24 protein-coding genes are annotated in these 22,780 nt (G+C 72.5%); 14 read left to right on the plus strand and 10 right to left on the minus strand.

Features of this window, described 5'->3' with window-relative positions:
* Window positions 1-564: 564 nt before the first annotated feature.
* Together ACWC2T_RS29260 and ACWC2T_RS29265 are read left to right on the plus strand one after the other, a co-directional pair.
* Window positions 565-1,080 (plus strand): DUF2231 domain-containing protein, encoded by a 516-nt coding sequence (locus ACWC2T_RS29260; RefSeq protein WP_450673342.1) that lies wholly within the window; start codon window positions 565-567, stop codon window positions 1,078-1,080.
* A gap of 339 nt (window positions 1,081-1,419) precedes the next feature.
* On the plus strand, window positions 1,420-2,073 hold the full coding sequence (locus ACWC2T_RS29265; RefSeq protein WP_450673343.1) for a CBS domain-containing protein: 654 nt from the start codon (window positions 1,420-1,422) through the stop codon (window positions 2,071-2,073).
* A gap of 85 nt (window positions 2,074-2,158) precedes the next feature.
* On the opposite strand, the gene ACWC2T_RS29270 is transcribed toward ACWC2T_RS29265, so the two are convergent.
* The 3 genes from ACWC2T_RS29270 to ACWC2T_RS29280 form a co-directional block, all read right to left on the minus strand.
* A complete protein-coding gene (locus tag ACWC2T_RS29270) occupies window positions 2,159-2,860 on the minus strand; it encodes a CBS domain-containing protein (RefSeq protein ID WP_450673344.1) in 702 nt (233 codons plus the stop codon).
* A 144-nt stretch (window positions 2,861-3,004) separates the two neighbouring features.
* On the minus strand, window positions 3,005-4,750 hold the full coding sequence (locus ACWC2T_RS29275; RefSeq protein WP_450673345.1) for a sensor histidine kinase: 1,746 nt from the start codon (window positions 4,748-4,750) through the stop codon (window positions 3,005-3,007).
* Window positions 4,751-4,828: 78 nt separating this feature from the next.
* Entirely contained in the window at window positions 4,829-5,899 is a 1,071-nt protein-coding gene (locus tag ACWC2T_RS29280) for a zinc-dependent alcohol dehydrogenase family protein (protein WP_450673346.1), read from the minus strand.
* A gap of 279 nt (window positions 5,900-6,178) precedes the next feature.
* On the opposite strand from ACWC2T_RS29280, the gene ACWC2T_RS29285 reads away from it, so the two are divergent.
* Both ACWC2T_RS29285 and ACWC2T_RS29290 read left to right on the plus strand, forming a co-directional pair.
* A complete protein-coding gene (locus ACWC2T_RS29285; protein WP_450673347.1) occupies window positions 6,179-6,577 on the plus strand; it encodes an STAS domain-containing protein in 399 nt (132 codons plus the stop codon).
* Complete coding sequence (locus ACWC2T_RS29290) at window positions 6,577-7,149, plus strand: Rv1733c family protein (RefSeq protein ID WP_450673348.1); 573 nt, start codon at window positions 6,577-6,579, stop codon at window positions 7,147-7,149. Before ACWC2T_RS29285 ends, ACWC2T_RS29290 begins: the two co-directional genes overlap by 1 nt.
* Before the next feature lie 147 nt (window positions 7,150-7,296).
* On the opposite strand, the gene ACWC2T_RS29295 is transcribed toward ACWC2T_RS29290, so the two are convergent.
* Both ACWC2T_RS29295 and ACWC2T_RS29300 read right to left on the minus strand, forming a co-directional pair.
* Window positions 7,297-8,157: a universal stress protein gene (locus tag ACWC2T_RS29295; RefSeq protein WP_450673374.1), complete on the minus strand. Its 861-nt coding sequence runs from the start codon at window positions 8,155-8,157 to the stop codon at window positions 7,297-7,299.
* A 23-nt stretch (window positions 8,158-8,180) separates the two neighbouring features.
* A complete protein-coding gene (locus ACWC2T_RS29300; protein WP_450673349.1) occupies window positions 8,181-9,086 on the minus strand; it encodes a universal stress protein in 906 nt (301 codons plus the stop codon).
* 186 nt (window positions 9,087-9,272) lie between these two features.
* Here ACWC2T_RS29300 and ACWC2T_RS29305 point away from each other — a divergent pair, with 186 nt between their 5' ends.
* Both ACWC2T_RS29305 and ACWC2T_RS29310 read left to right on the plus strand, forming a co-directional pair.
* Window positions 9,273-9,953, plus strand: coding sequence for a CBS domain-containing protein (locus ACWC2T_RS29305; RefSeq protein WP_450673350.1), 681 nt, complete (start codon window positions 9,273-9,275; stop codon window positions 9,951-9,953).
* Between the two features lie 79 nt (window positions 9,954-10,032).
* Complete coding sequence (locus ACWC2T_RS29310) at window positions 10,033-10,737, plus strand: response regulator (RefSeq protein ID WP_450673351.1); 705 nt, start codon at window positions 10,033-10,035, stop codon at window positions 10,735-10,737.
* Window positions 10,738-10,842: 105 nt separating this feature from the next.
* Here the strand turns inward: ACWC2T_RS29310 and ACWC2T_RS29315 are convergent, their stop codons facing one another.
* Window positions 10,843-11,247 (minus strand): Hsp20/alpha crystallin family protein, encoded by a 405-nt coding sequence (locus tag ACWC2T_RS29315; protein ID WP_450673352.1) that lies wholly within the window; start codon window positions 11,245-11,247, stop codon window positions 10,843-10,845.
* Window positions 11,248-11,630: 383 nt separating this feature from the next.
* Here ACWC2T_RS29315 and ACWC2T_RS29320 point away from each other — a divergent pair, with 383 nt between their 5' ends.
* Window positions 11,631-12,620 (plus strand): Acg family FMN-binding oxidoreductase, encoded by a 990-nt coding sequence (locus ACWC2T_RS29320; RefSeq protein WP_450673353.1) that lies wholly within the window; start codon window positions 11,631-11,633, stop codon window positions 12,618-12,620.
* Window positions 12,621-12,680: 60 nt separating this feature from the next.
* A complete protein-coding gene (locus ACWC2T_RS29325) occupies window positions 12,681-13,121 on the plus strand; it encodes a CBS domain-containing protein (RefSeq protein WP_450673354.1) in 441 nt (146 codons plus the stop codon).
* A gap of 52 nt (window positions 13,122-13,173) precedes the next feature.
* On the opposite strand, the gene ACWC2T_RS29330 is transcribed toward ACWC2T_RS29325, so the two are convergent.
* Window positions 13,174-13,617 (minus strand): universal stress protein, encoded by a 444-nt coding sequence (locus ACWC2T_RS29330; protein ID WP_450673355.1) that lies wholly within the window; start codon window positions 13,615-13,617, stop codon window positions 13,174-13,176.
* Window positions 13,618-13,808: 191 nt separating this feature from the next.
* On the opposite strand from ACWC2T_RS29330, the gene ACWC2T_RS29335 reads away from it, so the two are divergent.
* The 6 genes from ACWC2T_RS29335 to ACWC2T_RS29360 all read left to right on the plus strand — a co-directional run bounded on the left by ACWC2T_RS29335 (window position 13,809) and on the right by ACWC2T_RS29360 (window position 18,648).
* Complete coding sequence (locus ACWC2T_RS29335; RefSeq protein WP_450673356.1) at window positions 13,809-13,997, plus strand: hypothetical protein; 189 nt, start codon at window positions 13,809-13,811, stop codon at window positions 13,995-13,997.
* 162 nt (window positions 13,998-14,159) lie between these two features.
* On the plus strand, window positions 14,160-14,453 hold the full coding sequence (locus ACWC2T_RS29340) for a hypothetical protein (protein WP_450673357.1): 294 nt from the start codon (window positions 14,160-14,162) through the stop codon (window positions 14,451-14,453).
* A 153-nt stretch (window positions 14,454-14,606) separates the two neighbouring features.
* The gene (locus tag ACWC2T_RS29345; protein ID WP_351213386.1) at window positions 14,607-14,894 is read left to right on the plus strand and encodes a metal-sensitive transcriptional regulator; all 288 of its coding nucleotides are present in this window, start codon (window positions 14,607-14,609) and stop codon (window positions 14,892-14,894) included.
* Window positions 14,895-14,963: 69 nt separating this feature from the next.
* Window positions 14,964-15,482: a DUF3291 domain-containing protein gene (locus ACWC2T_RS29350; protein ID WP_450673358.1), complete on the plus strand. Its 519-nt coding sequence runs from the start codon at window positions 14,964-14,966 to the stop codon at window positions 15,480-15,482.
* Window positions 15,483-15,809: 327 nt separating this feature from the next.
* On the plus strand, window positions 15,810-16,004 hold the full coding sequence (locus ACWC2T_RS29355; RefSeq protein ID WP_450673359.1) for a hypothetical protein: 195 nt from the start codon (window positions 15,810-15,812) through the stop codon (window positions 16,002-16,004).
* A 259-nt stretch (window positions 16,005-16,263) separates the two neighbouring features.
* Window positions 16,264-18,648 carry a phosphoketolase family protein gene (locus ACWC2T_RS29360; protein WP_450673360.1) on the plus strand — a complete coding sequence of 795 codons (2,385 nt, stop codon included), beginning with the start codon at window positions 16,264-16,266 and terminating at the stop codon, window positions 18,646-18,648.
* A 459-nt stretch (window positions 18,649-19,107) separates the two neighbouring features.
* Here ACWC2T_RS29360 and pyrF read toward each other — a convergent pair whose 3' ends face one another.
* The 3 genes from pyrF to hglS are packed head-to-tail and all read right to left on the minus strand — an operon-like array spanning window position 19,108 to window position 22,777.
* Window positions 19,108-19,803 carry an orotidine-5'-phosphate decarboxylase gene (pyrF, locus tag ACWC2T_RS29365; protein WP_450673361.1) on the minus strand — a complete coding sequence of 232 codons (696 nt, stop codon included), beginning with the start codon at window positions 19,801-19,803 and terminating at the stop codon, window positions 19,108-19,110.
* Window positions 19,804-19,829: 26 nt separating this feature from the next.
* The gene (amaB, locus tag ACWC2T_RS29370; RefSeq protein ID WP_450673362.1) at window positions 19,830-21,359 is read right to left on the minus strand and encodes an L-piperidine-6-carboxylate dehydrogenase; all 1,530 of its coding nucleotides are present in this window, start codon (window positions 21,357-21,359) and stop codon (window positions 19,830-19,832) included.
* A gap of 23 nt (window positions 21,360-21,382) precedes the next feature.
* Window positions 21,383-22,777 carry a 2-oxoadipate dioxygenase/decarboxylase gene (hglS, locus tag ACWC2T_RS29375; protein WP_450673363.1) on the minus strand — a complete coding sequence of 465 codons (1,395 nt, stop codon included), beginning with the start codon at window positions 22,775-22,777 and terminating at the stop codon, window positions 21,383-21,385.
* Between the last annotated feature and the right edge of the window lie 3 nt (window positions 22,778-22,780).

Here is a 22,780-nt window from a genome sequence, read left to right on the forward strand (position 1 = left end):
GGGCCTCAGGGGCGGTCGAGATGGCCGAGCCGGCCGGAGATGTCCTGGGCTGCCTTCCGTACCAGTGCGGCGGCCTCCCGCTGGGCCGCCGTACGCCGCTGCTGTCACGAGAGCTTCCGTCGCTTGTCTTGACGTCGAAACGCTATCTATGTTCAGTTGCGTATATAGAGACGCGTTTTAGTTGGCGCAACTTGGTCCCGGTCCCCAGACCAGGAGATCCGATGTCGATCCGTGCATCGACGAGGCACCGCTGAGCAGATTCCACGGCAAACTCACCTGGGCCTGCGCAGGTGGCCCCTTCCTCGACGGCTATCTGCTCAGCATCATCTCGGCGGCTCGGCCCGGCACGCCCGTCGGTTCGACTGGGACACGGCCGCGGCGACGACGGCGGACGTGTACGCCGCGGCCCTGCACGAGCGCCGCCTCCCCGGGCCGCCTGCCCGATGACGGCTATGACGGCCGCATGTCTTCCGGCGCCCCGACGACAAGAGGTGGCTCAGAGCTGACTGAGAGGTGGCTGTGCCAGGGTGGCGCGCGCCCACACCCCCCTTCAGGAGCCCCTGGATGACTCTGATCAACGGTCTGCCCGCCCATGTCCTGTTCGTCCATGTGGTCGTCGTGCTGATACCCCTCACCGCGCTGGCCCTGGTGACGGCCGCGCTCTGGCCGCGCGTCGCCCGGCGGCTGGGCGTCCTGCTGCCGGTGCTCGCCTTCCTGGCCCTGGCCAGCGTGCCGGTGACCACGCACGCCGGCGAGTGGCTCGAACGGCACGTGGCCGATGACGCCCTGGTTCGCCGCCACACCGAGCTCGGCGACGGACTGCTGCCATGGGCCCTGGGCCTCTTCGTGCTGGCGGCGGTCGTGTGGTGGGCGGGGCGGCGCTCTGCGGAGCAGCGCGGACAGGGCAGCGGCACGCGCTGGGCCGCCCTGCCGGTGCGCATCGTCGTCGGCGTGCTCTCGCTGGCCGTCGCGGCGGGAGCGGTCGTGGACGTCTACCGGATCGGCGACTCCGGCGCGAAGGCCGCCTGGCACGACGCCTACTCCAAGACGGCGACGGGCTCGCAGAGCCACGGCGACTGATCCGGCGCCCACCCGTCGGCCCGGACCACCCGAGAGAGCCCCGGTGCGGAACTCCGCGCCGGGGCTCTCGGCGCGTGCAGGTGCCCGGCGCACCACGGCCCACCCCCTCCTCCGGCTCGGGGCCGAAGGACCCCAGGCCCGGCCCGAGTGGCCCGTGGCGCTCTGTGCCGGATGCGCCCACGCTGGGTGCAGAAACCCGAAGGGAGCCGGTGCGATGACCTCCACCACCATGAGCGCGGCTCTTGGACCCGGGCACCGCGAACGGCTGATGCGCATCGACCTCTACGCCCCCTACGGCAGCGGCAGTCTCACCTGACCGGGTCCTGTGAGGAGAACGCCATGGACAACAGCCCGCACCGGGTCAGTGACGTGATGACGCGAGCCGCCGTCGCCGTGGGCCGCACGGCGCGCTTCAAGGACATCGTGGAGCGCATGGAGCAGTGGCAGGTCAGCGCCCTGCCCGTGCTGGAGGGCGACGGCCGGGTGGTCGGCGTGGTGTCCGAGGCCGATCTGCTGCCCAAGGAGGAGTTCCGGGACAGCGACCCGGACCGGTTCACGCAACGGCGCCGACTGGGGGACCTCGCCAAGGCGGGGGCCGTGTGCGCCGAGGAGCTGATGAGCACCCCGGCCGTCACCGTGCACGCCGACGCCACGCTGGCCGAGGCCGCACGCATCATGGCGCTGCGGCACGTCAAACGGCTGCCCGTCGTGAACGCGGAGGGTGTGCTGGAGGGCGTGGTCAGCCGCGGGGACCTGCTGAAGGTGTTCCTGCGGCCGGACAACGACCTGGCCGACGAGATCCGGCGCGAGGTCCTCGACCCGCTCTTCCCGGCCCCCGTCGAGCCGGTCCATGTCGTGGTCACCGACGGCGTCGCGACCCTGACCGGGCGGGTGCGGGACGGCGCGCGGATCCCGCTCGCCGCACGCCTCACACGCGGCGTCGAGGGCGTCGTGGGGGTGGACTGCCGGCTCACCGCGGCCGACGTCGAGTGAGCCGAGCGAGGAGAGACCGGTGCGGCCGTCGGTGACGAACCGAGGGCCGCACCGCCGTCGTGTGCCTTGGCGCCGAGTCGGTCTGTCAGGGCGTGGGCGTCCTGTCGGCCTCGGGGTGGTCGGGGTCGAGGTCCGGACGGCGGGGCGGTCCGGCCAGCGCGCAGTGCACGTCCACCACGCCCGGCACAGCCCGTGCGAGCCGCGCCGCGAGCGGGACCAGGGCCGTCTCACGGACCCCGCCCGCCAGCGTGACGACACCGTCGCGCACCTCCACCCGGACGGTGACGGCGCGCGGACCGAAGAGGCGTACGACGACCTCGCGCCGGACCTCCTCGGCGATGTCCTCGTCGTCCCGGAGAAAGACCCTCAGCAGGTCGGAGCGGCTGACGATGCCACGCAGAGTGCCGTCACGGCCGACGACCGGCAGCCGCTTGACCCCGGTGCGGGCCATGAGGCGCGCGGCATGTGCGAGCGTGGCCCCGGGCGCGACGGTGACGGCCGGGGCGGTCATCAGCCCGGCCGCGGTCACCGCGTCCGCCTTGCCGGCCTCGGCGGGGTACCGCACCTGCTCGTACCGGCCTATGCCACCGTCCTGGTACTCCTCCTTGGCCAGCAGATCGCCCTCGGAGACGACGCCGACGACCCGGCCGGCGTCGTCCAGCACCGGCAGGGCGCTCACCTGCCACTCGCGCATGACCTTCACAATGTCCTTGAAGGCGGCGCCCGCGCGCAGGGCGACGACCTGGTGCGTCATCACGTCGTTCACGAGGGCCGGAGTGCCGTTCATGGCGTCCTCCAGGGGCGGGGGTGCCGTCGTCGGACACCTTCAGGCTGGGACGGCGGAGCAGTTCCCGGCATGGGCCGAGTGGTCCCGATCCCGTGCCCCGTCGGCCCTGCCGCCGCGCGCGAGGGGACCGAGGAGGGACGCGGCCTATTCGGCGGGCAGCGGGACGTGCCAGTCCAGTGCCGAACCGCCTTCCTCCGGGCTGGTCACCTCGAGCCCTCCGCCGAGGTTCTCCGCCCGTTCGGCCATGTTGAGCAGCCCGCTGCGCCGACCGCCGGAGGGGATGCCCACGCCGTTGTCCGAGACCCTCAGGCGCACCTCGCCGCCGCCGGCCGTCAGGACGACCTGGGTTCGGTCGGCGTGGGCGTGCCGGGCGACGTTGGTGAGGGCCTCGGTCAGCACGGCCACGACGTGGTCGGCGATCTCCGGCGGCACATCGGTGTCGACCAGCCCCTCCATGCGCACGCTGGGGGCGAAGCCCAGCACCGGGGCGGCCTCACCGGTGGCGCGGACGACCCGCGCCCGCAGCCCGCTGCCGACGACGCCCGTGCGTGACCGCAGCCCGAAGATGGTCGACCTGATGATCTTGATGGTCTCGTCGAGGTCGTCCACGGCCCGCAGCACCCGCTCCGAGGCCTCGGCATGTTCGATGAAGCGGCCCGCACTCTGCAAGGTCATCCCTGTGGCGAACAGCCGCTGGATGGCGAGGTCGTGCAGGTCCCGGGCGATGCGGTCGCGGTCCTCCAGCAGCGCGATCTGCTGGGCGTCCCGCCTGCGGTCGGCCAGCTCCATCGCGATCGCGGCCTGGGCGGCGAACCCCTGCAGCAACTCGGTCTCCTTCTGGAGAAAGGGTGGCCGGCCGACCTCGCGGGCCACCAGCACCACGCCACGCACGCCGCTCTCGTCCGAGCCGATCGGGACGGCCACGGCGGGGCCGAGCCCCTCGAAGCGCGGGGGCTCGGGGGTGATCCGCGCGTCATGGATCACGTCGTCGCTGGTGACCGGGGCGGTTGCCGTGTACGCCAGCCCCATGAGGCTTGCGTCCATGGGCAGCACCAGTCCCCGGTGCGCCTCCGCGTCCACGCCGACGGCGATCTCGACGGTGAGCGACTTCGTGCCCTCCATGGGCATGGCCACAGCGGCCAGGGCGGAGCCCGAGATCTCCCGGGCACGTTCGGCGATCAGGCCCAGGGTCTCGGCCCGGTCGGTGCCGGACATCAGGCTGTGGCCGATCTCCGCGTTCGCCCGCTGCCAGCGCTCGCGCAACCGGGAGTCCTCGTACAGGCGCGCGTTGTCGATGGCCACGCCGGCCGCCACAGCCAGCGTGGACAGCACCGACTCGTCCTCCTCGTCGAACTCCCGCCCGCCGCGTTTCTCGGTCAGATAGAGGTTGCCGAAGACCTGGTCACGGACCCGGATCGGGACGCCGAGGAAACTGTTCATCGGCGGGTGGCCCGGCGGGAAGCCGTAGGAGGAGGGGTGTTCGGAGATCTTGCCGAGCCGGAGCGGCTGCGGGTGCCGGATCAACTCACCCAGGATGCCGTGCCCTTCCGGGTAGGGGCCGATCACGGCGATCTGCTGCTCGGTGACGCCCACCGTGTGGAAGGCGGACAGCCGGGTGCCGTCCGGTCCGATGACGCCGAGGGCCGCGTACTCGGCGGAGACGAGCACCGCTGCCGCCTCCACGATGGAGTGCAGGACCTGCTCCAGGTTCAGCTCCCGGCCGACGGAGAGGACCGCCTCCAGCAGACCCTGCACGCGGTCCTGCGTGCCACGGGCCGCGTCGATCCGGGCCTGCAACTCCTCCAGCAGCTCGTCGAGCTTCAGCTGGGGCAGTCGTACGCGGGGTTCCTCCGCACCGGTCACCACGCCCTCCAGCGCCCATCGGCTCATGGCTGCGAACCGAGGGGTTCCCTGCACACCGTATCCCTTTCCCGGGCCGGGCGGGCAGGCGATCCGGCAACCTCTCCGTCAGGCCGCGGGAACGGCCACCTCCGCGTGCTGTTCCCCGCCGAGCACGATCTTGAGCGCGCCGGTCTCGGCGGCCTCGGAGAAGACGTCGTAGGCCTCCTCCATGTGGCCCAACGGGAAGGTGTGGGTGACCAGTTGCCGGGTCGGCAGCCGGCCGGCGGCGGCCATCCGCAGCAGGGTGGGCGTGGAGGAGGTGTCCACCAGGCCGGTCGTGATGGTCACGTTCTTCATCCAGAGGTCCTCCAGGTGCAGCGTGGCGGGCTTGCCGTGCACCCCGATGTTGGCCACGTGGCCGCCGGGGCGGACCATGCGGGTGCACAGCTCGAAGCTCTCCGGGGCGCCGACCGCCTCCATGACCACGTCCGCGCCGAGCCCCTCGGTCAGATCGGCGACCAGTTGGGCGGGTTCCTCGCGGACATCGGCGACGGCGTCGGCGCCGAGCCGCCGGGCGGCCTCCAGCCGGGCCGGTGCCAGGTCGACCGAGATGATCCGTTCGGGGGCGAACAGGCGCGCCGTGGCGACGGCCGCGAGTCCGATGGGTCCGGCGCCGACGATGGCGACGGTGTCACCGGGGCGCACCCGCCCGTTGCGGACACCGACCTCGTAGGAGGTGGGGAAGATGTCCGCGAGCAGGACGGCGTCCTCGCTGGGCACGGCGGCGGGCAGCGGGTGCACGGACAGGTCGGCGTGGGGAACGCGGACGTACTCGGCCTGCGTGCCGTCGATCAGGTGGCCGAGGATCCAGCCTCCGCCGCCCCGGCACTGGCCGTACGAGCCCTCCCGGCAGAACCGGCACCGGCCGCACGAGGTGATGCAGGACACCAGCACCCGGTCCCCCGGCCGTACGGTGCGCACATCGCTGCCGACCTCGACGATCTCACCGACCGCCTCGTGCCCGAGCACCGTGCCCGAGCGGACCTCGGGCACGTCGCCCTTGAGGATGTGCAGATCCGTCCCGCAGATGGTCACGACGCCGGCCTTCACGATGGCGTCGGTGGGTTCCTTGATGGCGGGGTCCGGGACGTCCTGCCAGGACGCCTGCCCCGGACCGTGGAACACGAAGCCCTTCATGGCAGCTCCTCGTCGGTCTTCGTCGGCTCCGCCGCGGCATCGCGGTTCCGGCACGATGCCGGGATCGCCCGCACCTTCAGTCTGGCCGGTGGGCACCGGTGCCGCCTGGGCCGTCCGGCCCTCGCCCGGGGCGCGCCTGGGCCGCCCGGCTCGCCCCGGGGCCAGGCAGCGCGAGCAGGGTCGCGGCGGTCATCCGGGCGGGCGGGTGCCCCGTACGGACCCGCAGCCGGGGCCGGACGGCCCTTCCGTCCCGTCCACCACGCCCGCTTCGCTCGAGACATGCCCGATAACGACGCGGCCCGCGGGACAGAGCACCGCACCGCACCGGAAGCACTCGCGGCCCACCGGGTGGCCGACGGAGCAACCGTCGTGGTCCTGCACGGCGAGATCGACCTGCTGACCGCTCCCGCGCTGTCGCGGCGGCTCGACGCGCTCACCGCCTGCTCCCGGCCCGATCTGGTGCTCGACCTGCGGCCCGTCACGTTCATCGACTGCGCCGGACTCGGGGTCCTGTGCCGCGCCCGCAACCGGACGTCGGCCCGGCAGGGCCGGCTGCGGCTGATCACGGAGAGCGCGGGCTTCCGGCGGATCCTGCGGGTCACGGGACTGGGGGACGTCTTCGAGGTGCACACACGACTGCCCCACCCGCTGCCGGGGGCCCAGGGAGGAGCGGCGTGATGAACGCGAAGCCGGGGCTGTGGCGTTGGCGGTGCAATCCGCTGCGGCGACGCGAGGACGTGGTGGAGGCCTGGCTCGTCCTGGCCGTATGGATGCTCGTCGTGGTCGCCGGGGCCGTGGCCGGGGTGCTGACGGCACGTGCCGCCGGGGACGTGTTCGCGGCGCAGCGCGCCCACCGGCATCCCGTCCGCGCCGTTCTGCTCGCCGACCCACCGCATGGCGCCGCATCCGCCTGGCCGGCGGACGGCCTGGTCCGGGCGAGGGTGCGCTGGAGCGCACCGGACGGCACTCCCCGCACCGGTGACACGCTGGTCGGCAGCGGGCTGAGGGCCGGCGCCCGGGTGGCCGCCTGGCAGGACGACCACGGAAGCCTCACTCCGGCGAAGCCGACGAACCCCACCGAGGGCGCGATCGAGGCCGGTGTCTTCGGCGTCGCGGCCGCCCTGGCCGCCGCCGCCCCGGTGTACGGGGCAGGAGCGCTCGGACGGCTGTGGCTCGACCGGCGGCGCATGGCCCGCTGGGAGCGTGAGTGGGACCTGGTGGAACCCCGCTGGGGCCACAGGACGGGCTGATCCGGACCGCCGTCGTAAGCGCAGGCGTGCCGCCGCACGCACCTGCCGCCGACATGGCGCCAAGGAGCCGCCCGCACGCGCGGTGAGCGAACGGCTCGTACGGCGCCGTGGCCCGACCCGGTGGCTGCGATCGTGTGCTCCAGGAGGTCAGGCGGGTTCCGGTACGACGGCCACCGGGCAGGCCGCCTGGTGCAGCACCCCGTGGGCGACGCGCCCGAGCCGGGGGCCGAAGCGACCGTGCCTGCGCCGGGCGCCGACGACGAGCAGGTCGGCCTCGCGGGAGACGGCGATCAGGGCGTCGCGGGCATGGCCCTCGACCGTGCGGCGGTCCACCTCCAGCCCGGCCGGTGCGTCGTGCAGGGCCTCCGCCAGCAGCTCGACGGCCTGCCGACGCTGCAACTGCGCCGGTTCGCGGTGACCAGTGGCCGCGTGCGCGGGCTGCCGCCAGGCCCGTACGGCTTCCAGGGGCACCTTGCGCAGGCGGGCCTCCTCGACCGCGAACCGTACGGCGGCCGAGCCGGCCGGCTGCTCGCCCACCCCCAGCGCGATCCGTCCCCGGATCCCGGTGCCGGCCTCGTTGTCGTGGCTGCCGCGCAGCACGATCACCGGACAGTGCGCGTGTCCGGCGACCGCGAGGCTGATGGAACCCAGCAGCGCCTCGGCCATGCCGCTGCGGCCACGACACCCCAGCACCAGGGCGAGGGCGCTGCCGCTCTCCCGTACGAGCCCGTGCTCCGGCTGCTCGGGCAGCACCTCGGTGGTGACCTTCACCTCCGGCCGGCGGCATCGGGCGCGCTCCTGCGCGGCACCGACGACGTCCCGGGCCATCACCTCCTCCAGCGGCTTGTCGAGCTCCTGCGCGAGCAGGGCGCCTTCGTAGCGGTCCCACAGGGAGGCGTACACCAGCCGGAGCGGGGCCCCGCGCAGGGCGGCCTCGTCGGCCGCCCAGTCGACCGCCCGCAGGCTCGGCTCGGACCCGTCGACACCGACGACGATCGGAAGGTCCATCGTGTTCATCGCTCCTCGAGGCATCAGACGTGCGGAACGACGGCGACCGGGGCCACGACGTGGTGCAGCACGGCATGCGTGACGTGGCCGATGTGGGCGCCGAGCGGGCTGGTTCGGACGCGCCGGCCCACGACGACGAGGGAGGCCTCGCGCGAGGCATCGACGAGCACCTGTGCGGCGCTGCCGCACCGGCTCGCCTCGATCACCTGCACGTCGGGGAACTTCTGCCGCCAGGAGCGCAGCAGCTCGGTCAGGGCCTTGGCCTGCCCGCGGGTGAGCTCCTCGGCGAGCTCGGCGTCACCGTAGAAGCGGTAGAACGAGGTGGGCGGCTCGCTCCAGGCGTGCACGACCCGCAGGGGTGCACCGCGCCGGGCGGCGGCGTCGAAGGCGAATCCGAGCAGGGTCTCGTCGGGGGTGCCGAGGTCGAGGCCGAGGACGACCGGCCGGAAGGGGGTCGCTGCGGACGGCACGCCCGCCGGGTCCGGCTTGTGCTCGTCGGCGGCCTGCTCTCCGGCCCGGACCAGCACGACCGGACGTTCGGCGTGGGCGAGGACGGCCAGGCTGACCGAGCCGACCACGAAGCCGGTGATCCCGCCGAAGCCGCGTGAGCCCAGCACCATCAGCTCGGCGGAGTCGGCCGCCTCGGTCAGGGCGCGGGCGGGATTCCCGGTGAGCCGGTCGGTGACCACCTCCAGGCCGGGATGGCGCAGCCGCAGCCCTTCGGCGGCCTCACGGGGAACCTCCTCGGTCCAGTGCTGCCGGGTCTCGCCGCCGAGCAGCGGGGCCTGGGCCACGGGTTCGGGCACCGGCTCCCAGACGTGGACGATCTTCAGGGGAAGACCGCACAACGCCGCTTCCCGGGCCGCCCACTCGGCGGCGGCCCGGCTCTCGGGCGAGCCGTCGAGACCTACCGTGACCGTTCGATTCATCGTCTCCACCTCCCGGGGCGAGGGATCCAGCTCCAGCGTGGTGCCGCCGCGCCCGCGGGATCAGGGGCCGCACGTCCCCCTACAGGTCCGAACGGCCCACCCAGGGGACCGGTGGCCCCTGGCCGGCCCTCCGGCACCGGCACATGCTGGAAACGGACCGGCCGACAGGACCGTACGGAGGTCACCATGTACGGCGTCCCGCACATCGTCAGCGATGTCATGACCCACACGGTCGCCGCCGTGGGCCGTCGCGCCCCCTTCAAGGAGATCGTGCGGCTCATGCAGGACTGGCAGGTCAGCGCCCTGCCGGTGATCGAGGGCGAGGGCCGGGTGGTCGGCGTGGTCTCCGAGGCCGACCTGCTGCCCAAGGAGGAACTGCGGGACGACCCGGAGACCGGCTACCTGCGGCGCCGGCCGGCCGACATGGCGAAGGCCGGCGCACTGACCGCGGCTGACCTGATGTCGTCGCCCGCCGTCACGGTCCGGGCGAACGCCACTCTCGCCGAGGCCGCGCGCACGATGGCGCAGGAGGGCGTCAAGAGGCTGCCGGTGGTGGACGCGTCCGGTCTGCTGGCGGGCATCGTGAGCCGCGGCGACCTGCTCAGGGTCTTCCTGCGCGACGACGACGCCATCGCCGAGGAGGTCCGGCGCGAGATCGTGTCGTACCTCTTCCCGCCGCCGGCCTCGGCGATCCAGGCGGACGTGCACGACGGAGTCGTCACGCTGACGGGCCGGGTCCACGATCCCGCCCTGATCCCGGTGGCCGCACGCCTGGTGCGGGCCGTGGAGGGCGTGGTGGACGTGCAGTTCGACCTCGCACACGACGACCACCACGACCACGGAGTGACTGGGGCCGCTCGGCCCTAGTCCGAACGGCACCGCCGGACGGATGATCGGCCTTGTGGACAGGGCGCGGTCCGCCCTTCCCGGGGAACGAGAGGTCGTCATGACCGAGACGCGCACTTTCACCGAGCAGAACCCGATCCGGGTGTTCCTGCTGGACGACCACGAGGTCGTACGGCGCGGCCTGGCCGACCTGCTCGACGCCGAACCGGACATCTGCGTGGTCGGTGACGCCGACACCGCCGAGCACGCCCTCACCCGCGGGCCCGCGGTGCGCCCGGACGTCGCCGTGCTCGACGTACGGCTTCCGGACGGCGACGGCATCTCGGTCTGCCGGGAGCTGCGCAGCCGGATCCCGCAGCTGGCGTGTCTGATGCTGACCTCGTTCGACGACGAGGACGCCCTGCTGGACGCCATCATGGCAGGCGCCTCCGGCTATGTGCTGAAGCAGATCAAGGGCTCCGACCTCGTCTCCGCCGTGCGTACCGTCGCCTCGGGACAGTCGATGCTCGACCCGGCGACCACGGCCCGCCTGATGCGCTCCCTGCGCACCGACCCGGCCAGGTCACCGTCGCCGCCGTCCGAGCTGGCAACGCTGTCGCCGCGCGAACGGGACATCCTCGCCCTGATCGGGGACGGTCTCACCAACCGCGAGATCGGCAAGCGGCTGTACCTGTCGGAGAAGACCGTCAAGAACCACATCTCGCGGATGCTGGCGAAGCTGGGAGTCCAGCGCCGGGTCCAGGCTGCGGTCCTCGCGTCCCACCTGGAGCCGCCGAGCTCCGGGGAAGGAGAGTTGAGGGGCTGAAAGGAGAGTCGAGGGCTGAGGGCACTCGGCCCTCCCAGCGGAGCACCTCGCCGCCCCATCACACCGGCGGGCCCACGCGAGGTCCGCCGGTGAAGGGAAGGTCCGTCAGCCGTGGTGCCTGATCTCGACATGCCTGGCCTCCGCCTTCTCGGCGCCCAGGCCCACGCTGACGGTGAGCATGCCGTCGGTGTAGTCGGCCGTGACGTCCTCCTCGTCGGCGCCGGCCGGCAGCGTCACGCTGCGGCTCAGCGCGCCGTACCGGATCTCGCTGTGGTTCTTGTCGACGTCCCGTTCGGTGCGCTCGGCCTTCACCGTGAGCACCCCGTCGCCGATGGCGACGTCGATGTCCTTGGGAGACACGCCGGGAAGCTCGGCACGCACGATGTAACGGTCGTTCTCCGTGTAGTCCTCGATACGGACAGAGGGCATCGCGAACCTGCTCGGAATGGTCTCGAACCAGTCCGTCATGTCCGGGAAGGGGATCCTCTGCCTGCGGGTGAGTGTGCCCATGACCGTACCTCCTCGGTCTTCGCCTGCTTCCAGTACAACGCGCCCGGCATTCGCGTGCCGAGTCCAACAGGCCCTGTCATGGCCCTCGAGGTCCCTTCTGCGAAGTGACCATGGCCTACACGCCGGGGGAGGGGGACAGGCGGGTGCGCAGTGTCTCTCGGGCTCACAGCGTCGACGCGACGAGCCGATGGGCGGATCGGTCCTTTCCGTGCGCAACGGGTTCTGTGCCTCGGGCCGTTCGGCCCTGGGCCGGGTCCGGGCGGCCCCTGCCGAGGACGGTGAGCGTCACCCAGGCTGGGGAGAGGACCCGGTATGCCGGCCTGCAGCCCGGTGTGGGTCGTCGCCCCGTACGACGGCCGGGCCAGCCATCCAGGGAGGCCATCGTGATCACGCCACCCCGCACCTCGTACGACATCACCGCCCTCGTGACCGACGCCGCGGCAGCCCCCTCGCTGCACAACGCGCAACCCTGGAGGTTCCGTTACCGGCGCGACAGCAGGGTCCTGTGCCTCTTCGCCGACCTGGAGCGCGCCCTGCCGCGAACCGACCCGGACAACCGCGGCCTGTACCTGGGCTGCGGCGCGGCGCTGCTCAATCTGCGCGTGGCCGCGGCGGCGGCCGGCCTGGATCCGGTGGTCCGGCTGCTGCCCGACCCGGCCGATCCGGAGCTGCTGGCCGAACTGGACCTCGGCGGCCCGGCCCACCCCGATGAGGCCCTCGCCGTACTGGAGCCGGCGATCAGCCGTCGGCACTCCAGCCGTCATCCCTACCACGAGGAGGAGATACCGGGCGCGCTCAAGGACCGGTTGCGCGAGGCGGCCCGTGCCGAGGGAGCGGAGCTGCTGTTCCCGGGCCCCTGGCATGTGGCGTTGCTGCTGGAGCTGGTGCGCGACGCCGAGGGCCGGGAGGCCGCGGATCCCGGCGTACGGGGTGAGACGGCGCGCTGGACCGGAACGCGACCCACGAGCGGAGCCGAGGCCCGGGACGGCATCCCCGCGGAGGCGTTCGGGCCCCGCAGCCGCCGCACTGCCGCTCCGGTGCGCGATCTCGCCGCGGGGCGGGTGGTACCCGGTCGCGGCTGGGCGGGCTTCGAACGGAACCCCCAGGTAGCTCTGCTCGGCACCGCCCACGACCGGCCTGCGGACTGGCTGTGCGCGGGCCAGGCGCTGGAGCGCGTCCTGCTCCGGGCCACCACGGACGGACTCGTCGCCTCGCTGACGTCCCAGCCCCTGGAATGGGCCGAGTTGCGGTGGGCCGTCCGCGACCCCGGCTCGGCCATGGCCCACGTCCAGATGGTCATCCGGCTCGGCTACGGGCCCGAAGGACGACCGAGTCCCCGTCGGCCCGTCGCCGACGTGCTGGACGTCGTCTGAGACGGCGATGCCCACGGGCGTCCGACCGGAGGGAGGATCCGGGTGAAGGTGTCCGAGGTGATGACCGCTCCCGCGGTCGCCGTCCCACCGCACGTCTCCCTGACGCAGGTGACCCGGAGGATGTCGGAGTCCGGCGTGGGTTCCGTCCTCGTCGTCGAGGACGGGACGCTGCGCGGCATCGTCACCGACCGCGACATTGCGGTCCGCGGGCTGGGCGGCGGGCTGCCCCCGACCACAGCGGTCGAAGCGGTGATGTCCGCGGGGGTCGTCACGGTCGACGCCGCGGACGACGTCCAGGAGGCTTATCGCACCTTCCGCCGTATCGGCGCGCGCCGCCTGCCGGTGCTGGACGGGCAGCGCCTGGTGGGCGTGGTGACGATCGACGACCTCCTGCTGGACGTCTTCCGGCGGCTGGCCGACCTGCTGGGTCCGGTCGCCTGGAGCGTGCTGCGGGAACCGCCGGGACCGCCGGGAGCGGAAACGGCGTCGTACGTGCGCTGAACAGGCGGGGTTTCCCGGCGCCGGGCAGCAGGTCGTCGCCTGCCGGAGCAGGTCACTGCTGCCGAGCGCGCACGATCACGACCGGGCAGCTCGCGTGCTGCGACACATGCTGGCTGACCGAGCCGAGCAGGGCGGCGGCGAATCCGCCCCTGCCGCGACTGCCGACGACCAGGACCTCGGCTCCCTCGGCGGCCCGCAGCAGCACATCGGCGGCATTGCCGTGCACCACGTGGCTGTGGACCGAGTCGGCCGCTGCCGCGCCGAGCACGTCGGTCAGCTCCTTCCGCATCCGCTGCCGGGTCTCCTCCTCGTCGACGTCCATGTCCACGGCGGGCGCCGACCAGCCGTACAGCCCCGGCAGCTCCCACACCGCGACCGCCTCCACGGTGCCGCCGACGAGGCCCGCGTACCGGACGGCCCAGCGCAGCGCCTCGTACGAGGACGGCGATCCGTCGACACCGACGACCACCCGGGGCTCGGAGGCATCCCTGTCCATGTGTCCCACCTCTCCTACGGCTCTTCCACCCCGCCGATCGGCCACGCTCGTTTCCACGCTGCACGCGGTCGCTCGATCTCGCCAGGGCAACGCGTCCGAGGGCGATCCCCGGTGAAAGGGACGATGATGAGGTGAGTGCTCCGGCAGGGCAACGCGGGCGAAGTACCGCGCCTCACGTGGTGGGAGGAGCCATGAGCAAGGGGGCGTTCGCCAGGCCGCGGGTCGCGGTGGAAGGCTGTGGCTCTCGGCTGCCGACGCGCAGGGCGGCGCGCACTCCCGTCGTACGCAGGGCCTCGTCGCCGAAGAGCGACTGGCTGCTGCTGCCCGGCGGCTCGTGGCGGCACGTCGAGACGATCAGGGTGCGCAGTCTGTTCGGCTGAGTACACGGTGGCGCCCCCATGGCTTGTCGCCACGGTCCGAGGAATCCGAGCGGGAACAACTCCTGCGCACCAGGTGCTGTCACTGATACCCGACCGGGTATGAGAGCCGCTGGAGTGGCGGCTGCTGGGGAGGGAACCGAGCGGCGGAGGAGCGTGAGACCGATGGCGACGGCAGGGAGTGACCGGCTCTACAGGACCGACGACAGCCGTACCGAACAGACCCCTCTGGTGACGAGGTGCGGACGCAGGATCGACGTACGGTGTCTGAGCCTCGGACATCCGGACCGGCCCGTCAGCCGGATCGCTCTGGCCGTGGGGGAGGACCAGGGCGGCGAACCGGGAGTGTGGGCGGCACTCACCCCGGACGAGGCGCGGGGTCTGGCCCGCCTGCTCCTTCAGCGGATCGGCGCGGCCGACCGGCCCGCCGACGCCGGGCCGCGCAACAGCACTGCGTAACACGCGAGTCGGCGGTGACGTCCACCTGCCGCTCCAGGCTCCAGCCGGCCCGGGCGCTGGTGCCGTCGGTGAGAGGGCCGCGATCTTCAATCGTCGCCGCTGTCCCGAACCGGGACGTACAGTACCCCTAGGGGTATTTTTCGAGGAGTGATCGTGGAACTGGAGCTTGAGGGTGCGTCCCTGAGGGCCGTGCTGAACCGGCTGCGGCGTGCGCAGGGCCAGATCTCCGGCGTGATCCGGATGATCGAGGAGGGGCGGGACTGCGAGGACGTCATCACACAGTTGGCCGCCGCCTCGCGCGCGTTGGACCGGGCCGGCTTCGCGATCATCGCCACCGGTCTGCAGCAGTGCGTGGCCGACATCGAATCGGGCCGCCGGAACGGTGAGGACACGGAGGCGATGCGCGCGCGGCTGGAGAAGCTGTTCCTGTCGCTGGCGTAGGCGATCGCGGTTCCGGACGTCCTCGCACCGCCGCCCGTATCCGCATGCCGAGGGCGCTGGCCAGGGCGGGTGGCGAAGGCGGCCGTCAACGCCCAGCATGGCGGGGCCGAGCCCGGCAGCCGCGAACCGGTCAACGCCGCCGCCGACGGCGCGCCCGGCTTCGTGTGGCGGCTCGTGGAGGAGGGGAAGGCCGACGCCACCGGCCTGCGCCCGGCGGGCGAGAACGTCATCGTCACCGTGTCCGTGTGGGAGACGCAGCAGGCACTGTGGGACTTCACCTACCGCAGCGGGCACCTGGAGCCGATGCAGCGGCGCCGCGACTGGTTCGAACGGCACGTCGAGGCGCACCTGGTGCTCTGGTGGGTCCCCGCCGGTCACCTCCCGACCCTCGACGAGGCCATGGAACGGCTGGCGGACCTGCATGTTGATGCTGGACTGGGTGTGGTGTCCCTGCCCTATACCGCCGCCGTGCCCCCGGCCGGCGTCGGCCGTGCGCGACCGGGCGGGCGTCGGAGGGTCTCCGCCGTGGCCGTGACGACCCCACGCACCGCGTCGAGGCCGAGGGCGCCCTGTGCTGTACGGCGCTGACGCCCTCCGGACCGGTGACGTACCGCATCCGCCAGCAGCGCCTGGACGACCTCCACATCGACGCATGGGGAGCCGGGCCGCCGAACTCGTCGACCGCATCCGCACCGAACTGGCCGAACTGGGCGCGAGCGACCGGCCCGACCTGTTCCGACCCCGGCATCCGGTCCTCCGGGCCGCCCGCCGGCGCATGCCGGGCCTGCGTGTCGAAGCGATCGTCCCGGCGATCATCGAACAGCGCCTGATCGGCCCCGACGCCGCCGCGTCCTTCGGCCGTCTGGTCCGGCCGATGCGGAGCCGGCGCCCGGTCCCGCGCCGATGGGCATGCGGGTGCCGCCCGCACCCGAGGTCTGGCGGACCCTCCCGAGCTGGGAATGGCGCCAGGCGGGCGTCGACCTGCAGCGCTCCCGCACCGTCGTGCTGACCGCCCGCCACGCCGCACGGCTCGACCGGGCCGCCGGTGACCCCGCCCGGGCCTACGAGCTGAGGCGCCGAGCCCGTCCCGCGATGTCGTACGTGCCGTAGGACCGGGGCGGTCCAAGACCCCGTCCCGCCAACAGCGGCCGTACACCCAGTCGGAGCCGGTCACCGGGCCGACGGTCGGGGGCGGACGGACGCTGTACGGGGTGGACCTCAGCCCTGTGCCGGCGCGAAGAGGCCGTGTTGCCGGCGGCCGTACCCCGAACGGCCCTGTCGGGTACCCGGCGGTCCGCCCCAGGGTGGGTGCTGTGCCCGCCCGGGCACGTGTCACGCCCGACCGCCGTCCGATCCGGAAGGAACCCCGATGTCCGTCGACACGCAGCAGGCGCCCGCCGGGCTCACGGACCAGGAGCTCGCCACGCTGGACGCACACTGGCGCGCCGCGAACTACCTCTCCGTCGGCCAGATCTACCTGATGGCCAATCCGCTGCTGACCGAACCGCTGCGCCCGGAACACGTCAAGCCGCGGCTGCTGGGCCACTGGGGTACGTCGCCCGGCCTGAACCTGGTGCACACCCACCTCAACCGTGTCATCAAGGCCCGCGGCCTGGACGCCCTGTGCATCTGGGGACCGGGTCACGGTGGTCCGGCCGTGTTGGCCAACTCCTGGCTGGAGGGCTCGTACACCGAGACCTATCCGGACATCACGCGGGACGCGGCGGGCATGGCCCGGCTGTTCAAGCAGTTCTCCTTTCCCGGCGGGGTGCCCAGCCATGTCGCACCGGAGACGCCGGGCTCGATCCACGAGGGCGGCGAGCTCGGCTACTCGCTCTCCCACGCCTACGGCGCCGCCCTCGACAACCCGAACCTGCTGGTCGCCTGCGTGATCGGTGACGGCGAGGCGGAGACCGGGCCACTGGCCGCCTCCTGGCACTCCAACAAGTTTCTCGACCCGGTCGACGACGGTGCGGTCCTGCCGATCCTGCACCTCAACGGCTACAAGATCGCCAACCCGACCGTGCTGTCCCGGCTCCCCGAGACGGAACTCGACGACCTGCTCAGGGGCTACGGCCACGAGCCGATCCATGTCACCGGCGACGACCCGGCGGCCGTGCACCGCGCGATGGCCGCGGCGATGGACACCGCCGTCGACCGCATCACCGCCCTGCAGCGCGCCGCCCGTGAGGACGGGGTCACCGACCGGCCCCGCTGGCCCGTCATCGTGCTGCGCACCCCGAAGGGATGGACCGGCCCGGCCGAGGTCGACGGGCAGCCGGTCGAGGGCACCTGGCGGTCCCACCAGGTGCCGCTCGCCGCCGTCCGGGACAACCCCGAGCACCTGCGGCAGCTGGAGCAGTGGCTTCGGTCGTACCGGCCCGAGGAACTGTTCGACGAGGGCGGCTCCCCGCGCCCGGAGGTGGTCGCCTGCATCCCCGAGGGAGCCCGGAGGTTGGGGGTCACCCCGCACGCCAACGGTGGGCTGCTGCTGCGTGAGCTGCCCCTGCCGCCGCTGGAGAAGTACGCTGTGGCGGTCGACAAGCCCGGTGCCACCCTGCACGAACCGACCCGCGTCCTCGGCGACCTGCTCCAGGACGTCATGGCGGCCACCGCCCACCGCCGCGACTTCCGCCTGGTCGGCCCCGACGAGACCGCCTCCAACCGCCTGCAGGCCGTCTACGGCGCGAGCGGCAAGGCCTGGCAGGCCGCGATCCTGCCCGTCGACGAACACCTCGACCGGCACGGCCGGGTGATGGAGATCCTGTCCGAACACACCTGCCAGGGCTGGCTGGAGGGGTATCTCCTCACCGGCCGGCACGGGCTGTTCTCCTGCTACGAGGCGTTCGTGCACATCGTCGACTCGATGGTCAACCAGCACATCAAGTGGCTGCGCACCACCCGTCGTCTGCCCTGGCGCGCCCCCATCGCCTCCCTCAACTACCTGCTCACCTCGCACGTGTGGCGCCAGGACCACAACGGCTTCTCCCACCAGGACCCCGGGTTCGTCGACCACGTCCTCAACAAGAGCCCGGAGGCGGTACGGGTCTACTTCCCGCCGGACGCCAACACCCTGCTGTCGGTGGCCGACCACGTCCTGCGCAGCCGTGACTACGTCAACGTCGTCGTGGCCGGCAAACAGCCGTGCTTCGACTGGCTGTCGATGGAGGAGGCGAAGGTGCACTGCGCGCGGGGCGCCGGCATCTGGGAGTGGGCCGGCACCGAGGACGGCACCCGCGAGCCCGATGTGGTACTGGGCTGCGCGGGTGACGTGCCCACCCAGGAGGTGCTGGCAGCGGCCCAGGTGCTGCGCCGGGAACTGCCCGAGCTGGCGGTACGGGTGGTGAACGTCGTCGACATCGCGCGTCTGCTGCCGAGCGAGGAACATCCGCACGGGATGACCGACTTCGAGTACGACGGTCTCTTCACCGCCGACAAGCCGGTGATCTTCGCCTACCACGGCTACCCGTGGCTGATCCACCGTCTCGCCTACCGCCGCACCGGGCACCGCAACCTGCATGTGCGCGGCTACAAGGAGATCGGCACCACGACGACGCCGTTCGACATGGTGGTCCGCAACGACCTCGACCGCTACCGGCTCGTGATGGACGTCATCGATCGCGTCCCCGGTCTGGCGGTGCGGGCGGCGGCCGTACGTCAGCGGATGGCGGACGCCCGGCAGCGCCACCACCTCTGGATCCATGAACACGGCGCGGACCTGCCCGAGGTGGCCGACTGGTCGTGGGACGGCTGAACCGCCGAACCGGGACGCGCTGCTCGTAGCAGGAGAGCGGGAGGGTGGGCTGCGGGCTCGGTCCGCGCCGGCAGTGCGGCGTCGACGAAGATCGAGCCGGTCACCGGATGGTCGAGAGCTGAGCGAACGGTCGGGAGGAACAGCCCGGCGTCGCTGTGTGCCACCAGCGTCACAGGACGGTCGGCCGGGACCTGCCGGAGGTCGTCGCGGACCGCGCTGACGACGCGGGGCCAGAACGGCCGAGCACCGGCGCCGATGTGCAGCAGAGACGGCACACGGACCTGGTACCCCTCCGCCGTCAGATGTTCGGCCACAGGCCGCCACGTCGAGGGGCCCACGGAAGGACTGTGCAGGAGAACGAAGACCGGCTGCATGCGACGATCCTGTCCCTCACACCCTGCGCGGTGCGACGATCCTGGCCCACGGCAGAACGCCGTGCGCCGAGAGAGCACATGGCGCTCACGGTACGAGACTGCCGCGGACGACACGGAAGGCGGCCGCCGGGTCCCCGGCACGCGTGACCGTTCGCCCCACGACGACGTGCGAGGCTCCGGCGGCCATGGCGGCACGCGGTGTTCCGGGGCGGGCATGGTCGGCCGGATCGTCACCGGGGAGAGCGACTCCCGGAGTGACGATCAGGGGATCGGCCCCCAGTGTGCCGCGCAGGGCCGCGACGTCCTGGGGCGAGGCGATCACCCCGTGACAGCCGGCCTTGCCCGCCAGGCGGGCCAGTCTGAGGACCTGCTCGTCGACCGGGCCGCTGACGCCGATGTCGGCGAGGTCCTCGTCGGTCATGCTGGTGACCACGGTCAGGGCGAGGATCCGCAGGTCCGGAAAGGCGCGGGCGGCATCGACGGCGGCGCTCAGGATGCCCGTACCGCCCATGCCGTGCACGGTCACCATGGAGACGCCCAGGTTCCCTGCGGCGCGGACCGCACCGGCGACCGAGTGGGGGATCTCGAAGAGTTTGAGGTCCAGGAAGACCTCCTTGCCCTGCGCCACAAGGCGCTTGACGAAGCCGGGACCGGCCGTGGTGAGCAGTTCCAGGCCGACCTTGTAGAAACGGCACTCCTCGCCCAGCTGATCGACGATGCTCTCGGCGGTGCCACGGTTGTCGCAGTCCAGGGCGACGATGACCCGGTTCTCTCGATCCACGACGGCATTGTGCCCGTTCATCCTGTTCAGAGGAACCTGACTCCCTGGGCCAGGTTGAGTTCGCCGGAGTAGTTGATGGTGTTGGTGGCCGAGCGCATGTAGGACTTCCAGGCGTCCGAGCCGGACTCCCGGCCGCCGCCGGTGTCCTTCTCGCCGCCGAAGGCACCGCCGATCTCGGCTCCGGAGGTGCCGATGTTGACGTTGGCGATGCCGCAGTCGGAGCCGGCGGCGGACAGGAAGATCTCGGCCTCCTGCTGGTCGCGGGTGAAGATGCTGGAGGACAGGCCCTGGGGGACGTCGTTGTGCAGGGCGATCGCCTCGTCCAGGGTGTCGTAGGTGAGGATGTACAGGATCGGGGCGAAGGTCTCCTCCCGTACGACGTCGGTCTGTTCGTCGACGCGGACGAGGACGGGCTCGGCGTACGCCGCGGCAGGCGCGGCCTCGGCGAGGCGCCGATTTCCGCCGGCCAGGATCTTGCCGCCCTGGGCCTGGATCCGGGTCAGGGCGCCCCGCATGGCGTCGAGGGCCGCGGTGGAGACGAGCGGGCCGACCAGCGTGGCGTCGTCGAACGGGTTGCCGATGGGCAGCTTGGTGTAGGCGGCGGTCAGGCGCTCGACGAGGGTGTCGGCGATGTCGCGGTGGACGATGAGGCGGCGCAGCGTCGTACAGCGCTGCCCCGCGGTGCCGGCCGCGGCGAAGACGATGGCCGGGACGGCGAGGTCGAGGTCGGCAGAAGGAGCGACGATCGCGGCGTTGTTGCCGCCGAGTTCCAGCAGACTGCGGCCGAAGCGGGCGGCGACGCGGGGACCGACCTCGCGGCCCATGCGGGTGGAGCCGGTGGCACTGACCAGCGCCACGCGGCGGTCGTCGACCAGCCTCTCGCCGACCGCGCGGTCACCGAGGAGCAGACGGTGGACGTCACGCGGCGCTCCGGCCTCCGCCGCGGCACGGGCGAGCAGGTGGTCGCAGGCCAGGGAGATCAGCGGGGTGAGCTCCGAGGGCTTCCAGACCACGGTGTCACCGCAGACGAGGGCGACGGCGGTGTTCCAGGACCACACGGCGGCGGGGAAGTTGAAGGCGGAGATGACACCGACCACACCGAGCGGATGCCAGGTCTCGGCCAGCCGGTGGCCGGGGCGTTCGGAGGCGATCGTACGGCCGTAGAGCTGACGGGACAGGCCCACGGCGAAGTCGCAGATGTCGATCATCTCCTGGATCTCGCCGAGCGCCTCGGAGCGGATCTTGCCCGCCTCGATGGTGACGAGGTCGGCCAGTTCGCTCTTGTGCTCGCGCAGCAACTCACCCAGACGGCGCACGAGTTCACCGCGGCGCGGGGCCGGGGTGGTGCGCCAGGTGAGGAAGGCCGTGCGGGCGGCGGCGATGGCCTCTTCGGCGTCGGCGGCCGTGGCCGCCGGCAGACCGAAGAGGTTCTCGCCGGTCACGGGCGTGCGCGCGGGGAAGCCGGTGCCCTCGGCCACCTCGACGCCGATGTGCTCGAGGGCGGCACGGGCGCGGGCGCGGAGGTCGTCCGTGGTGGGCAGTGCGGTGGTGGTCATGGCGGTCCTTGAGGTGTGAGGAGTCAGCCGATGGCGCGCGGGAGGTCGAGTTCCCGGGCGACGTGGGCCAGGGAGCGGTTCTGCTGCTGCTCGTAGAGGTCGAAGGGGTCCAGGACCTCGCGGCCGAGGGCGCCGGAGAGCCAGACGGCGTCGTAGGCCGTGCCCTGCCGGTCGTTGTCGCGGGTGCCCTCGCCGCTGAGGTTGGACTGGAAGATGCCGGCGGCGGAGCGGGGCAGGAAGTCCTCGTAGACGATGGGCTCGGCGCGCACCCAGCCCTCCCGCACCAGACCCTCGAGGTCCGCGGGTGGCCGACGGTCACGCGGCCGGTCGGGGTGGACCCGGTAGGTGAAGTAGGCCAGTCCCTCGGCGGCGAGTTCCTGTTCGCTGCCGGGCATGTGCCGCTCCCACACGGCCCGCGCGATGTCGCTGCGGGCCTTCGAGGGGTGCTGGGACGCCTGCTCGTCCACGTGGTCGAGGAGTTCGTCGTACAGGGCGCGGCCCTCGCGCGTGAGGGCGATGCCACGGGCCTCCACCTCGCCGAAACGGACCCGCAGGGCGCCGCGGACGACGCTGCCGTCCGGGGTGCGCATCGCGCGGGGCTCGGCCAGGGCCCGGAAGGAGGTCTGCCGCAGCAGCACGTCGGGGCCCTTCCAGGCCGGCGGGCCCTGGATGGCGTCGATCATCTCGATGCCGCGCTCGGTCATGCGCCGGTACAGCTCGTCGATGTCCAGGACGCGCGGGGTGAGGTGGTTGATGTGGGTACTGCGCACGCCGCCGATGTCCGCGGCGACGGCGGAGATCCGCTCCAGGGTCTCGTACCAGGCCCTGTCGACCGGCTCGGGAGACAACTCGAATGCCCGCACGGCCAGTTGGAGGAAGCGTTCGGCCTCGTCCTCGGGCAGTTCCCGCTCGGCTGCGGCACGGTCGGCCAGTGTGAGCAGCTCGGGCGGAAAGAGTTCGCGGTCGGCGAGGAAGGACTCGAGGCGTGTGCGCAGGTCGGCGTCGAAGAAACGCGGGTCGGCCGGGGTGAGCAGGGAGGTGAACACCCGGAAGGGGTTGCGTGCCAGCTCCTCGCCGTCGACCGGCCGGAACGCCGTGGAGACGACGGGTACGGCGCTGGCCGCGGCCTCCCGCAGGTCGTAGAACCCGACCGGGTGCATGCCGAGGGCGCCGAAGACGCGGGCGACCTGCTGCAGCTCCCGGGGCGTGCCGACCCTGATGGCGCCGTGCCGCTCGGCGGTCACCCGGCCGATGGAGCCGAGGCGTTCGGCGTCGGCTCCCTGCGCGCGCAGGACGTCCTCGTTGACCTCGCGGGAGACGTCCACGAGCGTGGTGTAGGCGGGGACCTCCTGCCCGTACATGTGCGACAGCCGTTCTGCGAATGCGGCCCGCAGCTGCCACTGACTGATCGTCGACATGAA

The sequence above is a fragment of the Streptomyces sp. NPDC001393 genome, assembly GCF_053597455.1.